Consider the following 16,436-nt stretch of genomic DNA (forward strand, 5'->3'; position numbering starts at 1 on the left):
TTTACATAAAACCTATTTACAACGAATTAGGAGAGGAGTAATATATCTATCATCAAATAAATATTCTTAATCGCTTAATTCATTTTTGAAGCGGGGGACCCGAGTATTTAAAGGGGTGAATCCTTTCTTTTGAAAGGTAGGGCTACTTCCATAACCCGAATCCGTCAGCTAACCTCGTAAGCGTAATGGGAGAGGATGATACTTGTGATCGATTATGGATGACCACAGGCTTAGTTCCTGTTGGTCTTTTTGCGTTGTTTTAGAAGTCCGGCTCCGGAGGCTGGAGGCCAGAGGACATGAGTCAAACCTGCCAAAAAGGCAAAGGAAGTCTTCGCCAGGTTCGTCTTATGTTACCGTCTCTGTTTGAGCTGTCTGCGCTTTTGTTGTAAGGAAGAAGTACTAGATGGTTAAGCTATTAAAAAGGTTTTGGAGGATTTCATCATGAAAAAGCAGTTTGCCGTTATTGGATTAGGGAGATTTGGAGGAAATCTGGTTCAGGAATTAGCTGACCTGGATGTTGAAGTGTTAGCCATAGATATTCATCACGATGTTGTCCAACAGTATATAGACATTGCCACGCATGCCGTGCAGGCGAATGCGATGGATGAATCTGTGTTGAAATCCCTTGGGCTCAGAAATTTTGATCACGTGATCGTGTCCTTTGGGGATAATATAGAGGCAAGTATTCTTACCACTTTACTTTTAAAAGAATTAGGGGTTAAAGAAGTATGGGTGAAAGCTTCGAACGCTTATCATCAGAAGGTGTTGGACCGGATCGGGGCCGATAAAGTCATTCACCCTGAACGTGACATGGCACGAAGGATTGCCCATCACATTACGTCAGAAAAGATCATTGATTATATCGAAGTATCGAAAGAACACAGTATTGTAGAAGTGCGTGCGTCTAAAAAGGTCGCGGGCAAATCCTTAAATGATCTTGATGTCCGGGCAAAATTCGGTTGTAATATCATTGCCATTCACCGCGGGGAGGAAGTCATTGTATCCCCTTCTGCCGATGAAGTCATAAAAATGGAAGATCTACTGATCGTCATTGGACATAACAGGGATATCAACCGATTTGAAAAAGAAGGTGTATAACTTATGAAGCATAAGGTGATCCGGTTAAGCCCTCCTCAGCTTCTCGTTGTGACATTCCTATTCTTTATCATAGTAGGAATGGGTTTGCTTAAGCTGCCGTTTGCCACCACGGAATCGATTACATGGCTTGATGCCTTGTTCACGACGACTTCCGCCATGACGGTTACAGGGCTTGCGGTCGTGGATACAGGAGATGCCTTCACCCTTTTTGGAGAAGTGGTCATTATGAGTCTGATCCAAATCGGAGGGCTGGGTATCATGTCCTTTGCCGTCTTGATCTTTATGATGCTCGGAAAGAAAATTGGGTTTAAAGAACGACTTCTTCTTCAACAGGCGTTAAATCAGACTTCCGTAGGAGGAGTCATCAAGCTTGTAAAATATTTATTCATCTTTTCGTTCCTTGTAGAAGGCTTCGCTGTTCTTTTATTGGCATCGGAATGGGTACCGGAATTCGGATGGAGAAGAGGGCTGTACTTCAGTTTATTTCATTCTATTTCTGCGTTTAATAATGCTGGATTCTCTCTTTGGTCCGATAGTTTAATGGGTTACGTGGGAAGTCCCGTCGTCAATATCACGATTTCGTTTCTGTTTATTTTAGGAGGGATCGGATTCACTGTTTTAGTGGACCTATGGAAATCGAAAACGATCAGAAGGCTGTCACTTCATACGAAGATCATGGTGGTTGGGACATTTGTTCTCAATGTATTCGCTTTTATGATGATTTTCATCCTGGAGTATAATAACCCGAATACACTGGCTCAATTGCCACTACTGGATAAACTATTCGCTTCGTATTTTCAAGCGGTCACCCCCCGCACGGCTGGTTTTAACACGCTTGATTATAGCAGCATGGAGCGCTCCACATTGCTTCTCACGATTCTTTTGATGTTCATAGGAGCCGGTAGTGCTTCCACGGGTGGAGGAATCAAGCTTACCACCTTTGTCGTCATTTCATTGAGTGTGTTTGCTTTCTTAAAGGAGAAAAGAGAGATTCGTATTTTCCGTCGTACGATTGATCAAAACTATATTTTTAAGGCCTTGGCGGTGTCTATGATCAGTGTGCTCCTTGTCTTTACGGCTCTCTTTTTTCTTGATATGACAGAAAGGAATGCTTCTTTCATGGCTATTCTCTTTGAAGTGGTATCAGCCTTTGGAACGGTGGGATTGTCCATGGGAATTACCGGATCTTTGACATCAATAGGTAAATGGATCATCATCATCGTGATGTTTGTCGGGAAACTGGGGCCCCTCACACTGGCCTTCTCCCTATCCAGACCAGACAAAGAAAAGATCCGCTATCCAAAAGAAGATATTTTAACAGGTTAATGTTCATACAATCGGCTCCCTTCATCTTGCCCTTCGCGGGTAAATGGAGGAGCCGGTTTTTTTATGTCCGTTTTTAAAAACAACAAAGAATCAATCCATAACCACGCATGAGCCTAAAAACGGTTATGTTAAGCGTTTTCATCATGGGTTTTTGATATTGACTAAACCACTGGGCGCGATTATACTGTTGAAAAATTCTGAACTTTAGGCGGTGCTGTTGTTGAAGCGTGTGTATAATTTTTCTGCTGGTCCTGCGGTGTTACCTGAGCCTGTTCTGAAAAAGGTTCAAGGCGAATTATTGAACTATCAAGAAACGGGTATGTCTGTGATGGAATTGAGTCATCGATCTGCTCCTTTCCAAAAAATAATAGAAGAAGCTCAAGGTTTATTGCGTGAACTGCTCTCGATCCCGGATGATTACCATGTCGTATTTATGCAAGGTGGAGCATCCCTGCAATTTTCCATGATTCCTCTTAATCTGCTCGGTTCACATCAAGAGGCTGACTATATCCTGACAGGCAGCTGGTCGAAGAAAGCTGTCAAAGAAGCGGAGAAGGTTGGGAATGTTCGAACCTTATCACCTCAAGAGAAGTTCGATATCCCTGCTTATACACCAGAAGATTTTTCACCACAGTCAAGCTACATACATATTACCTCCAACAATACCATTGAAGGAACACGTTACCATGAGTGGCCTGAAACAGGAGGCATCCCACTTGTAGCCGATATGTCCTCCCACATTCTTTCTGAGAAAATAGATGTTTCCTCTTTTGGACTGATCTACGCAGGTGCTCAGAAGAATCTTGGTCCTTCCGGTGTAACGGTGGCGATCATTCATGATAGTCTGGTCGGTCAAGCATCGAATACATGTCCTACGATGTTGAATTATGAAACGTATGTAAAGCATGATTCCCTCTTTAACACGCCTCCGACCTTCTCCATATACGTATTAAAGCTTGTGCTGGAGTGGGTAAAGGAGAATGGCGGGGTGGAAGGGATGCAGGCTGAAAATGAGAGGAAAGCCGGTCTCTTATACCACTGTATAGATGAATCATCTTTATTCCATAACCCTGTCCCGGAAAATAATCGTTCCTTAATGAACATTCCTTTTTCAACACGTGACGAGGAGCTGGATGCACGGTTTCTAAAAGAAGCCAAAGCAGAAGGGTTTGAATTTTTAAAAGGGCATCGTTCCGTGGGTGGAATGCGTGCGAGTTTATATAATGCCATGCCTTTTGAAGGGGTGGAAGCACTAGTCGATTTCATGAAAAAATTTGAGTCTGATCAAGGAGGATTATGAGAATGATTTCAATCAATACGTACAATGCCATTAGCCAAAGCGGACTTTCACTGATAGAGGATGACCTGAACTACCATTTGAATGGGAATGGGGATCCAGATGGAATTCTTGTAAGATCAAAGAACTTGCATGATTATTCTTTCCCGGCTTCAGTCAAAGCCATTGCACGGGCAGGAGCAGGAGTCAACAATATCCCGATCGATCTCTGTACGGAAAAAGGAATTGTGGTCTTTAATACGCCCGGTGCCAATGCAAACGCCGTGAAAGAGCTCGTCTTGGCTAATTTGATCGCTTCTTCCCGTAACCTGTATTCTGCAGTCGGCTGGACGAACACGTTAAAAGAAACAGAGGAAGACGTACCAAGTGTCGTAGAAGCAAAGAAAAAAGAATTCGTAGGAAGTGAGATTAAAGGGAAGAAGCTGGGTGTTGTAGGCTTGGGAGCGATTGGCGTCCTTGTCGCAAATGATGCACTTGCCCTTGGGATGGATGTGGTCGCCTATGATCCATTTATATCCGTTGACGCGGCGTGGCGTTTATCACAGGATGTGAAGCGAGCTCATCATATAGAAGAAGTATGGGCAGAGTGTGATTTCGTTACGCTGCACATTCCATTAACGGACAAAACGGCAAGCTTTGTGAATGAAGAAGGCTTCACGAAGATGAAAAAGGCTATGACGATCTTAAACTTTTCAAGAGGTGAGCTAGTGGAAGAAGGGGCTCTCGAAAAGGCCCTTGAAGCAGGAATTGTCCGAAAGTATGTGACGGATTTTCCGAATAACAAGGTATTGAACATGAAAAACGTCGTCCCTGTTCCTCACTTGGGCGCATCTACCGTTGAATCTGAAGAAAACTGTGCCATCATGGCGACAAAGCAGCTGAAAACGTATCTTGAAACAGGTAATATCAAGCATGCTGTTAACCTGCCTGATGTGGAACTGCCTTATAGCGGTAAAATGCGAGTAACGGTCATGCACCAAAACATTCCGAATATGGTCAGTCAAATCGCCAATGTTCTTTCAGGGTACGCGGTCAACATCGCAGATATGATCAACCGCAGTAAATATACGTGGGCCTATACCATGATCGATTTGGATCAGAAACTCCTCGAAGAAGAAGAACATCAAGTGAAAAGCAGGATAAAAGAAATACACGGTGTTGTTTCCGTCCGTCTCATTTAAATATAGTGACTAGAACTCCCTTAACCCGAGAACAATGTGTAGTAAAGCGGTTGAGGGAGGATTTATTTTTATGGCGATGATCCACTTTAAGAATAGAGATCTTTATTTTGACGATTTAGGAAAGGGGACTCCCCTGGTCTTGATCCATCCCCCGGGTATGGGGAGGATGACATTTATAAAGCAGCATGTGCTTTCCAGGCACTTTCGCCTCATCATTCCGGATTTAACAGGTCACGGGGACTCCTTTACCATGAAACAGAGTATAAGTATTTCGGAGTTTGTAGAAGACATAAAGGCGGTTCTCGACCACCTGAACATTGCTGAATGTGTGATGCTCGGATACTCTGCCGGAGGAGTAGTGGGACAAATGTTTGCCTGTACTTATGTAGATCGGGTTTCCTCCCTCATTCTGGTAGGGGGATACCCGAAAGTCACGAATCCCAAGCTGAAATGGATGCACCAAATGGGAATGAAAATGGTTCGGGAACATCCGGACCGCCTTTCCGGGATTATTTCCAGAGCGCATTTCAAGGACAAGCTAGAGCGTGAGAAACTCAGGGGTCATATGAATAAGGCGAACCCCCATATTTGGTATCAGTTCTACGAGCAATCACTTCATTATGATGGGGTAGAGCAGGTAAGTAAGCTACCCATCCCGCTACTCTTAATTTACGGGGAAAGGTCGGATTGGATCAATTCTCAACTTAAACTGTATAACGATTGCTATCCTAAGAAAATATATATCATTCCAGGTGCCTCTCACCAAATTCCCACACGTTATCACGATGCTCTAAATAATATACTGTTAGGAGAATTAGAAGGGTTGGCAGCTGAGGGGTAATGGTTTATCTTTGCTCTTACTTCTTCTACTTGATACTATTTTCATAAAGTAAAGTCGACCAATGAGAGGAGAATACGATGGGAATTCATCACTATTTTAAAAGCTTATCCGACCTTGAAACCCTCATTCGCTGTCCGGGGCGATTCAAGTATCATGAGCATAACGTAGCCAGTCATTCATTTAAGGTTACCAAAATCGCACAATTCCTGGGAACGGTGGAAGAACAGAGCGGGAAAGAACTTGACTGGAAAGCACTGTATGAAAAAGCCTTGAATCATGACTACGCGGAACTGTTTACAGGTGATATCAAGACCCCTGTAAAATATGCATCGGGGGAGTTACGTGAGCTTTTCAGCCAGGTGGAAGATCAGATGGTCAATAAGTTCATCACTACAGAATTTCCCCCGCAATTTCAAGAAGTGTACAGAGAACGTTTTAAAGAGGGAAAAGACGAATCCCTTGAAGGAAGAATTTTGTCTGTCGCAGATAAAATCGATCTTCTGTATGAATCCTTTGGAGAAATTCAAAAAGGGAATCCAGAGCCTCTATTTATTGAAATTTATCAAGAAGCACTTTCCACCATTGTGAAATACAAGGACCTGGAGTGCGTACATTACTTCTTGGAATACATTCTGCCTGATATGCTTTCTGAGAAATTCATCCCTCATAGTGAGTTGAAGGATAGGACCCAGAAATTAATTCAGCAGGGTGAAGAGTAGGAAAAACCTTTCCAGATAGGGAAAACTTCGGTAGAATATGTGTTATTCCCTTATCTTTAAGGAGAGTTGAACGTGTCCAAAATCATTTTAGGTTTATTTTTACCAGGATTGCTTGTCGTTCTGTTCACACGGGTGACGTACAATCATTATGTCGGTTTGATCTTGACCGTAGCCCTCATTGCAGCTTCGGTTTCAAAGGGCTATACGGACTCCTGGTTGCTGATTGTCGTAGACGCGGCTTCATTGACCGTCGGATTCTGGTATAGTGACCGGATGATGAAAAAAGCGAAGAGAAGTGCATGATTTGGGTGACAGATGAATAGAAGTTCTGAAAAAACACGGACTGACTTTTTTTAAAAGTCAGCCCGTGTTTTTTATGGAGTAGCTACAACATCGACATCGCTGGCTTTTACAAATGCCAGGCGATGGTTTAAGTGGATAAGATAAAACTCATCATTCCCCCAGACGATTTTATGTGTCGTCTCTGGATTGTACGTGTAAACAGGTGCACTGTAGTAGCTTCCTTTTACTTTTTCGGTTGCTACATACTTTTGATCAGAAGTCAGCGTGTACTGAAGAGGGGACATTCCTCTTACCGGGATGCCATCAGGAAAAGCTTCTTCTTCTGGATAAGCCAGTCCGTAAACAGGGATACCCGAAGTTCCATCTTTAGGTGTGATCACAATACCTGATGCTTTTGTTGAATTCGTTCCCTTAGGGTTATAAAACCACGCTTTTTGTCCTGCGTACCAAATCGCTGTCCAGTCATCTTGTTCTTCTGCCTTGTAAAAGGTTTGCCCTGTAACCGCCTTGTTACCCCAATTGGACGCATCGAGTGGGTGGGCGTTCGGTAGGGCAGCGTCTTTGATTAACGGAGCATCAAAGCTTGGGGCTGTATACAAATACACAAAATTTGCCGATTGTTCAGGTACAGGTTCTCCCGATGGGGTCTGAAGGATTGGCTTGTTTGTTTCGAAATTCGGACGGATTTGGACGATGCCTTTTTGTCCTTTTCCTGACTCCAGGGGAGCTCCAAGGATTTGCATATAATGTGCCCAATCCCAGAATGGACCTGGATCCCAGTGCATAGCAGGTTGTCTTGCAGCTGTCGTCCCAGGTATCTCATCATGTGCAATGATATGATCGCGGTCCAATGGAATATTGAACTTTTTAGAAAGATGTTTTACTAATCGGGCTGATGCATGATACAGTTGTTCGTTATACCAGGCTGCCCCCTCAATGGCGATACCTTCGTGCTCGATACCAATGCTCTTGGAGTTGAAATACCAGTTTCCGGCATGCCAGGCCACATCTTTATTGTCCACCATTTGCGTGATATCACCGTCGGAAGAACGGATCACATAATGAGCGGAAGCCTGGGTCCATTCCCGCTGAAACACGGTTTTGGTTAAATCATAGCTGATTTCTGTGTCGTGGAGGACGATGTACTTGATTTCCTGATTGTCATGCGGTCTGTTTGCAATGTCGTAATTGCCGTATGAAGTTTCATAGTAGGTCCCGCCGCCCCAGTCAATCTTCTTGTAAGCTGCCGGAACGTAATGACATGAAAGGCTATTCGGACAATCGGCCCCAGTTTCTTCAGTATCCATTTTTAAGTTTAACGATTGGATTGATTCTTGATTAGGGCTGGTTTGTTTAGGCGCTAACGTTAAGGAAGATCCATCCTCTGTTTGTTTCGTCACCCCATTATTGATTGTCTCGTATACACGGTCCGCAAAGTCCTTCGCTCCCGAGTAGTCGTTTGAACCGCTGTATTTTGCGACTGCCCCATACCATCCATTTATGTCAGAGGGTGTTTTTCCAGTGGTATCTTTGGCATACTGTGCCAGAAGTGCTGCAGCACCGCGGATATTTTGCTTTTTATTTTGTTTTAACGTTTCTGGTTGAAGAGAGAGTAGTTCAGCTGCGGTATTCAGAGTGTGAAGTTTTGGATCATGGATGTCTAATGTAGATTCGATTTTCAGTGTTGATTTTTCTAAGGGCTGAGCGTCTGCGTCCTCTTTACCGGATAAAAACATATGAGCGGGTTCATCGCTGTGGGTATCTTCTAAACGATCAGTATTAACATCCGTCAGATGCATCAATCCGTAGCCTCCGGAAGCACTTGGCTTTCCGTCGTGATGCTCCCACAGTGATACGTTATACCCCACTGCAAGTAGAATTTCAACTGGGACATTGAATTCCTGCGCAGCTTGTTGGAACGCTTTTTGCAACTCGAGTGAATCGACAACTTCAGCTTTTGCCACTCCATGAGAGGTGATCGATGGTGCCATCGGGGTAATGGTGGAACTCAACAGAAATCCCGTTAAACTAAGGGAACCGGCGACTTGTAGCCATTTAGATTTTTTCATACATTCCTCCTGAACACTATGTATTTTTTGTAGAACTTATAAAAAAGCTTATTGGAAATAAGACAGAATAGTCAATCAATTATTAGGGATATGCCTAGATGAATATTTGTGTCGGGATAAGCCTTATGATGTGGTAGAAAGCATTTCAGTTAGAGGTTTCTTAATTGTGGATAAATAAAGAATAGTGTGAATAAATGAAGTGTTGGACGGGTTATTCACAGATTGAATACGCATTCATCAACATTGTTCACAAGAATTTTGACGAATTGTGAATAAGTTTAGGGATTTTCCACAAGGAATATCGACTTATACACATAGTTGTACACAGGGTGTGTATAGAAATGCTCGGATTGTGTCGAAAATTTCTTTGTCACCTCCCGTAAAATGTCGAAATCTCAATTCAAGCCTCTAATTTGCTACTTCACCGAATGTTATCCACAACCAAGAGGACGTTTCATGAGGTCCGACCCTTAAATATCAAGAAAAACGAACTTTTGTTCGCTTATTATTGGTTAATAATGTAGGAAATGTGGTAGAATGTGTATAGATGAATGGACAGTGTTTAAGATGGGTATAAGTAGGTAAATACAAGGTAGCAGTCCTTTATTATAGGAGGTTTCACGGTGAAAGATCAATTCGAGCTCAAGTCTAAATATAAACCAGAGGGAGATCAGCCCCTGGCAATTGAAAAATTGGTTAAAGGTATAAATGAAGGGAAACGTCATCAAACCTTACTTGGGGCAACAGGGACCGGAAAGACATTCACTGTTTCCAATGTAATCAAGCAGGTTGAAAAGCCGACCCTCATCATTGCTCATAATAAAACGTTGGCAGGACAGCTCTACAGCGAATTCAAAGAGTTTTTTCCTGATAACGCCGTTGAATATTTTGTCAGTTACTACGACTATTATCAGCCGGAGGCATACGTTCCTCAAACGGATACGTTTATCGAGAAGGATGCCAGCATCAATGATGAAATCGATAAACTCAGGCACTCTGCTACATCTTCTTTGTTTGAGCGAAAAGATGTCATCATCATTGCCAGCGTGTCCTGTATTTACGGTTTAGGTAACCCGGAAGAATATCGGGAGCTCGTCCTTTCCCTCAGAACCGGGATGGAAATCGAACGAAATCAATTGCTGCGTAAGCTTGTGGATATACAATATGAACGAAATGATATCGACTTCCAGCGTGGAACCTTCCGTGTGCGAGGCGATGTAGTGGAAATTTTCCCGGCTTCCCGGGATGAACACTGTATGCGTGTAGAGTTTTTCGGAGATGAAATCGACCGGATTCGTGAAGTGGATGCCCTGACCGGCGAAATCATGGGCGATCGAGATCATATCGCGATTTTTCCTGCTTCCCACTTCGTAACCCGTGAAGAAAAATTACAGGTAGCCATCAAGAATATTGAAAAAGAGCTTGAAGAGCAGCTAGCCATCATGAAAGAAGAAAATAAACTGCTAGAGGCCCAGCGTTTAGAGCAGCGTACCCGTTACGATCTGGAGATGATGCGGGAGATGGGCTTTTGCTCGGGGATTGAAAACTACTCCCGTCACTTGACACTAAGGCCGGCCGGGTCGACTCCGTATACTCTTCTGGATTATTTTCCAGACGACTTCTTAATTGTGGTCGATGAGTCCCATGTGACGTTACCTCAAATCAGGGGGATGTTCAACGGGGATCAGGCCCGTAAAAAGGTGCTTGTGGATCACGGATTCCGCCTGCCTTCAGCCATGGACAATCGTCCCCTGCGCTTCGAGGAGTTTGAAAAGAAAACCCAGCAGCTTCTCTATGTTTCGGCAACTCCGGGACCATATGAGTTGGAGCACAGTCCTGAAATGGTCGAGCAGATCATCCGCCCAACCGGACTGCTGGATCCACTCATCGAGGTGCGGCCAATCGAAGGGCAAATTGATGATTTGTTAGGTGAGATCAATGAACGGATTGAGAAAAACGAGCGTGTCCTGGTGACCACCTTAACGAAAAAAATGTCCGAGGATCTCTCTGCCTATCTGAAGGAGATCGGGATAAAAGTCCAATACTTGCACTCAGAGATCAAGACGTTAGAGCGTATTGAAATTATCCGGGATCTCCGTTTGGGGAAATATGATGTGTTAGTCGGGATCAACTTACTTCGTGAAGGATTGGACATCCCCGAAGTGTCACTTGTCACCATATTGGATGCTGACAAAGAAGGCTTCCTGCGTTCTGAACGTTCCCTCATTCAAACGATTGGCCGTGCAGCCCGTAATAGTAACGGTAAAGTCATCATGTATGCGGACAAAATTACCGACTCAATGCAAAAAGCACTTGATGAAACAGAACGTCGTCGGACGATACAGGAAGAATACAATGAAAAACACGGCGTGACCCCGACGACAATACAAAAAGAAATCCGGGATGTCATCAGGGCAACACATGCCGCAGAAGAAGCAGGGGTTTATGAAGGAGAACAGACAAAGGTTTCGAAAATGTCTAAACCGGAGCGACAAAAACTTATTGCTAGCTTAGAAGTGGAAATGAAGGAAGCAGCCAAGGCATTGGACTTTGAGCGCGCTGCACAGCTTCGTGATACCATTCTTGAGCTCAAGGCGGAAGGATGAACGAAATATGGCGCGAGATCAAATAATCGTACAAGGAGCCAGAGCTCATAATCTGAAAAATATAGATATTAAAATTCCACGGGATAAACTGGTCGTATTAACCGGGCTTTCCGGTTCCGGGAAGTCTTCCCTGGCCTTTGACACCATTTATGCAGAAGGACAAAGACGTTATGTAGAATCCCTCTCTGCCTATGCCCGTCAATTTTTAGGTCAAATGGATAAGCCCGATGTCGATGCCATCGAGGGGTTGTCCCCGGCGATTTCCATCGATCAAAAAACAACGAGTCGTAATCCCCGTTCAACAGTAGGGACGGTAACCGAAATTTACGATTACCTTAGACTGCTGTTTGCAAGAGTAGGGAAACCGATTTGTCCAAATCACGGGATCGAAATCTCCTCCCAAACGATTGAACAAATGGTCGACAGGATACTTGAGTACCCGGAAAGAACAAAGCTTCAAGTACTGGCGCCTGTTGTGTCTGGACGAAAAGGAACGCACGTGAAAACCCTTGAAGAAATCAAAAAACAAGGGTTTGTTCGAGTTCGTATTAACGGTGAAGTCCAGGATCTTGGGGAAGAAATCTCCCTGGAAAAAAATAAAAAGCACTCCATCGAGGTGATCATCGACCGAATCGTTGTGAAGGAAGGTGTGGCAGCCCGACTTTCTGACTCACTTGAAACAGCACTCAGATTGGCAGACGGTCAGGTGATCATCGATGTAATCGGGGAAGAAGAGCTTTTATTCAGTGAGCATCATGCATGTCCATACTGCGGGTTTTCCATTACGGAACTGGAGCCAAGAATGTTTTCCTTCAATAGTCCATATGGTGCTTGCACAAGCTGCGACGGATTAGGGACAAAGCTTGAGGTCGATAAGGAGCTTGTGATTCCCAATTGGGATCGCACTCTAGACGAGCATGCCATTGCTCCATGGGAACCAACAAGCTCCCAATACTATCCATCTCTTCTAAAGGCCGTATGTGATCACTATGAAATTCCGATGGATATGCCTGTAAAGGATATTCCAAAGCAGCAAATGGATAAGATCCTATTTGGGTCCGGCAAGGATGAGATTTACTTCCGTTACGAGAACGATTTCGGTCAAGTTCGTGAAAACTATCTTCGTTTCGAAGGTGTCATCCCGAATGTTGAGCGACGTTACCGTGAAACAAGCTCTGATTATATCCGTGAACAGATGGAGAAATACATGGCACAGCAAGATTGTCCAACCTGTAACGGTCACCGTTTGAAAGAAGAGAGCCTGGCAGTCAAAGTAGATTCTCTTCATATTGGGGAAGTAACCGCATTTTCTATTGAAGAAGCAGAGCAGTTTTTCCATAAACTCGAGCTATCCGAAAAGGATATGAAAATTGCCAACCTTATTTTGAGGGAAATCCGTGAACGCCTCGGTTTTCTAGTGAATGTAGGTCTTGAATATCTCACACTAAGCCGTGCAGCAGGAACCTTATCAGGAGGAGAAGCTCAGCGTATTCGTTTAGCCACTCAAATCGGTTCACGTCTGACAGGTGTCCTGTACATCCTGGATGAGCCATCGATTGGGCTGCACCAAAGGGACAATGATCGACTGATTGACACTTTAAAGAACATGCGTGAAATAGGAAACACATTAATCGTAGTGGAACATGATGAAGATACGATGATGGCTGCGGACTATCTTATCGATATAGGACCAGGTGCAGGTGTTCATGGGGGAGAAGTGGTGTCTGCCGGGACTCCTCAGGAAGTAATGGACGATCCGAACTCATTGACAGGTCAATACCTGTCAGGGAAGAAATTCATACCCCTTCCACAGGAAAGACGTAAGCCTGATGGCAGGTATTTAGAAATTGTAGGAGCGAAAGAAAATAACCTGAACAATGTAAAAGTGAAGCTGCCATTGGGGATTTTCACAGCGGTGACAGGAGTGTCGGGATCAGGTAAAAGTACGTTGATCAATGAAATCCTGCATAAGTCACTGGCTCAAAAGCTTCACAATGCGAAATCGAAGCCTGGTGAGCATAAAGAAGTGAAAGGGATTGAGAACCTTGATAAGGTCATTGATATCGATCAATCACCCATCGGCCGTACCCCAAGATCGAATCCTGCCACTTATACCGGGGTATTCGATGATATCCGTGATGTGTTTGCCACAACCAACGAAGCAAAGGTTCGTGGCTATAAAAAAGGCCGCTTCAGCTTTAACGTAAAAGGCGGCCGTTGTGAGGCATGCCGCGGGGACGGAATCATCAAGATTGAAATGCACTTCCTTCCCGATGTGTACGTTCCATGCGAAGTTTGTCACGGGAAACGATATAACCGGGAAACACTTGAAGTGAAATACAAAGATAAAAATATTTCCGATGTACTTGAGATGACAGTCGAAGACGCAGTGAAATTCTTCGAAAACATCCCGAAGATCAAACGTAAGCTGCAAACCATATTTGATGTCGGACTTGGCTATATCACATTAGGTCAACCCGCCACTACGCTATCAGGGGGAGAGGCCCAGCGCGTGAAGCTTGCTTCAGAATTGCATCGTCGTTCTACTGGCCGCTCTCTCTACATTTTAGATGAGCCGACAACAGGACTTCATGTGGATGACATTGCACGACTCTTAGTGGTACTTCAGCGTCTTGTAGAAAACGGGGATACGGTCCTCGTCATCGAACACAATCTCGATGTCATTAAAGCAGCCGATTACCTTGTAGATCTTGGTCCTGAGGGTGGGGACAAAGGTGGAACCATCGTCGCAAGCGGAACCCCTGAAAAAGTGGCTGAAGTACAAGGTTCCTACACAGGAAAATACCTGAAACCTGTGCTTGAGCGCGATCGTGAACGGATGAAGAAGAAGATCAGGGAAAAAGAAGAAGTGACGAATTAGTGACTAAAGAGGCTGGGACAAAAGTGTTTTAGTCTAAGTAAAACTCGAACAAATCTGCTTCCTAGTAGGCAGATTTGTTCGGGTTTATTATTTAATTTCGGTACATTTGATTTTAGCTGTTTCCAGCGGTTGATTGGAGTGCAAGACGAAGACTCCTGCGGGAAAAGTAGCTTATGTGAGACCCGTCCAGCTCCGGGGCTTAGAGGCACATGTCATAAGTCAAATCGTCCAAGAAGGCAAAGAACGCCTTCGTGGGCGCTTTCCCTTATGCCACCCGCCTCTGAACAAAGCCCCTCCGCTTTTCTTCCCGCAGGCTTGCCGAGGAGGCTCACGGGCTACCCGCGGAAAGCGTAGTCTTGCACGGAAATCATTAGCGGTATAAAGAACCTCCACCTCTATTGTTCATTTTTATATCGTGGTTTTTTAGTTTTGTCCCAGCCTCTTTTTAACTAAAACACTACACCATTACCATCTCCATCCACCAACCCAAACCACACCTCCATACCTACCTAAAATCAGCCTCAAGTTGGAGTGAAGAACATTCCCACTATGTGAAAATAAGATTACAAACAAATGCATTGAAACCTTTTGCTTCACGTATCGTAAATAGTAGTAGAGGAGATGATGAAGATGGAGACCAATAAGGTATTATCCGCCCTGTGCTATTTCAGTATATTTTTTGCAGGCTTCCTTTTTCCGCTGATCGTTTATTTTGTATCAGATAATCCTTATGTGAAAAAGGACGCAAAAGCAGCCTTTTTATCTCACTTATTACCGGTCGTTGCGGTTCCCCTTGTCATTGCAGGCTTGTTTTTGGATATGGGGGTTTTCGCCAGTGGTGCGGGATTGCCGATATTCACCGTCATCATGATCGGTTTAGCCATATTACTTAGTGTTGTCGTAGTCATTTGGAACGTGTATAAGGGCATCAAAGTACTTTTATAATCAATAAAGGGGATGAAAGAATATGAATGAAGAACGGAAACGCATTTTGGATATGTTGGAAAATGGGACGATTTCGGCACAGGAAGCAGTGGCGTTATTGGAAGCACTTGATCAAAAGCCGAATACATCTAAGGCAAAAGAGAAGGATTTCCTTGATGAGTTTGTATCCATCTTTCAAGATGAGAAAAAGGGTGAAAAAGATCACTCGTCCCATTCGGGGAATCCGAAAGATAAGCTCCTTGATTTCATGAATTCGGCGTTAAACAAAATCAAGAATTTCGACTTCGACTTTCAATGGAATCAATCGGTTGAATTATCTCATGTTTACCAGCAGCCCAATACTCATTTTGAGAAAATTGATATAGATGTGGCCAATGGGAAGGTTGAGCTTATTCCGTGGGACGGTGAGGAAGTCCGTGTGGAATGCGAGGCCAAGGTTTATCGTACGGAAAATCACGAAGAGGCGAGAAAGCAGTTCATGGAGAATACATCCTTTGCCGTCGACGGGGATACGCTGTATTACTCGACGCAATTAAAGTGGATGAAAGTGGATTCTAAGCTATACATTCCAAAGCATCAATATAAGAGGGTTTCTGTCCGTTTATTCAATGGAGGTTTAAAAGCCGAGAATTTAGAGGTCCAGGATCTTCGTGCCAAGGCGGCGAATGGGAAGATTCATATCGACCATCTGACGACGAAGAAAGCCGAGGTCGAAACCTCCAATGGTGCGATTTCCATCATGAATGCGAAAGCAGACCATATTGAAGCGGAATCCATTAACGGCAAGGTGCATGTTGAAGGAGATATCTCTTATTCAGATGTGCAGTCCCTCAATGGAAACATCGTTTGTGCCTTAACGGGGGAAAAAGCGGATACACTCCACGCAAAGACGGTAACGGGTAACATCGATTTACTCGTACCTGAGAACATCAACATTTCCGGGGAGGCAAAATCAAACTTCGGTAGTTTTAAGCTTGAGTTGCAGGGTATTGATGTACTAGAAGAAAAAAACGAAGTGGTCCAAAAGTCGATTCGTTTCAGTCGCAAAACCAACTCGTTAGATAAGCTTCATCTTTTTGCAGAAACAAAAGCAGGATCTGTCCTCATAAAAAAGCATGAACAGAAGAATGTTAATAAGGACAACGCATAAGATGAGAAAGAAGGAATAAA

Annotated in this window: 12 protein-coding genes and 1 riboswitch; of the genes, 11 read left to right on the forward strand and 1 reads right to left on the reverse strand. The window is 43.9% G+C overall.

Annotated elements, in window-relative coordinates:
• Window positions 1-61: 61 nt before the first annotated feature.
• Window positions 62-199: riboswitch (cyclic di-AMP (ydaO/yuaA leader) on the forward strand.
• A gap of 242 nt (window positions 200-441) precedes the next feature.
• The 7 genes from Q1B03_RS15450 (at window position 442) to Q1B03_RS15480 (ending at window position 6,765) form a co-directional block, all read left to right on the forward strand.
• The gene (locus Q1B03_RS15450; protein ID WP_299743173.1) at window positions 442-1,098 is read left to right on the forward strand and encodes a TrkA family potassium uptake protein; all 657 of its coding nucleotides are present in this window, start codon (window positions 442-444) and stop codon (window positions 1,096-1,098) included.
• Window positions 1,099-1,101: 3 nt separating this feature from the next.
• Complete coding sequence (locus Q1B03_RS15455; protein WP_299743175.1) at window positions 1,102-2,424, forward strand: TrkH family potassium uptake protein; 1,323 nt, start codon at window positions 1,102-1,104, stop codon at window positions 2,422-2,424.
• A gap of 220 nt (window positions 2,425-2,644) precedes the next feature.
• Window positions 2,645-3,724, forward strand: coding sequence for a 3-phosphoserine/phosphohydroxythreonine transaminase (gene serC, locus Q1B03_RS15460; protein WP_299743177.1), 1,080 nt, complete (start codon window positions 2,645-2,647; stop codon window positions 3,722-3,724).
• Window positions 3,725-3,726: 2 nt separating this feature from the next.
• Window positions 3,727-4,902, forward strand: a complete 1,176-nt coding sequence (locus Q1B03_RS15465) for a phosphoglycerate dehydrogenase (protein WP_299743179.1) — start codon at window positions 3,727-3,729, stop codon at window positions 4,900-4,902.
• Window positions 4,903-4,972: 70 nt separating this feature from the next.
• The gene (locus tag Q1B03_RS15470) at window positions 4,973-5,743 is read left to right on the forward strand and encodes an alpha/beta fold hydrolase (protein WP_299743181.1); all 771 of its coding nucleotides are present in this window, start codon (window positions 4,973-4,975) and stop codon (window positions 5,741-5,743) included.
• 77 nt (window positions 5,744-5,820) lie between these two features.
• Entirely contained in the window at window positions 5,821-6,462 is a 642-nt protein-coding gene (locus Q1B03_RS15475; RefSeq protein WP_299743183.1) for an HD domain-containing protein, read from the forward strand.
• Window positions 6,463-6,534: 72 nt separating this feature from the next.
• Window positions 6,535-6,765 (forward strand): CsbA family protein, encoded by a 231-nt coding sequence (locus tag Q1B03_RS15480; RefSeq protein ID WP_148970221.1) that lies wholly within the window; start codon window positions 6,535-6,537, stop codon window positions 6,763-6,765.
• Window positions 6,766-6,836: 71 nt separating this feature from the next.
• On the opposite strand, the gene Q1B03_RS15485 is transcribed toward Q1B03_RS15480, so the two are convergent.
• A complete protein-coding gene (locus Q1B03_RS15485) occupies window positions 6,837-8,834 on the reverse strand; it encodes an N-acetylmuramoyl-L-alanine amidase (RefSeq protein ID WP_299743187.1) in 1,998 nt (665 codons plus the stop codon).
• A gap of 623 nt (window positions 8,835-9,457) precedes the next feature.
• Between Q1B03_RS15485 and uvrB the strand changes: the two genes are divergently transcribed.
• The 4 genes from uvrB (at window position 9,458) to Q1B03_RS15505 (ending at window position 16,416) form a co-directional block, all read left to right on the forward strand.
• A complete protein-coding gene (gene uvrB / locus Q1B03_RS15490) occupies window positions 9,458-11,440 on the forward strand; it encodes an excinuclease ABC subunit UvrB (RefSeq protein WP_299743190.1) in 1,983 nt (660 codons plus the stop codon).
• Window positions 11,441-11,447: 7 nt separating this feature from the next.
• Window positions 11,448-14,321 (forward strand): excinuclease ABC subunit UvrA, encoded by a 2,874-nt coding sequence (gene uvrA, locus Q1B03_RS15495; protein WP_299743193.1) that lies wholly within the window; start codon window positions 11,448-11,450, stop codon window positions 14,319-14,321.
• Between the two features lie 630 nt (window positions 14,322-14,951).
• On the forward strand, window positions 14,952-15,266 hold the full coding sequence (locus Q1B03_RS15500; protein ID WP_113970834.1) for a DUF4870 domain-containing protein: 315 nt from the start codon (window positions 14,952-14,954) through the stop codon (window positions 15,264-15,266).
• A gap of 22 nt (window positions 15,267-15,288) precedes the next feature.
• On the forward strand, window positions 15,289-16,416 hold the full coding sequence (locus Q1B03_RS15505; protein ID WP_299743202.1) for a DUF4097 domain-containing protein: 1,128 nt from the start codon (window positions 15,289-15,291) through the stop codon (window positions 16,414-16,416).
• The last annotated feature ends 20 nt before the right edge of the window (window positions 16,417-16,436 follow it).

It is taken from the genome of uncultured Rossellomorea sp. (assembly GCF_947488365.1).
GTDB lineage: Bacteria > Bacillota > Bacilli > Bacillales > Bacillaceae_B > Rossellomorea.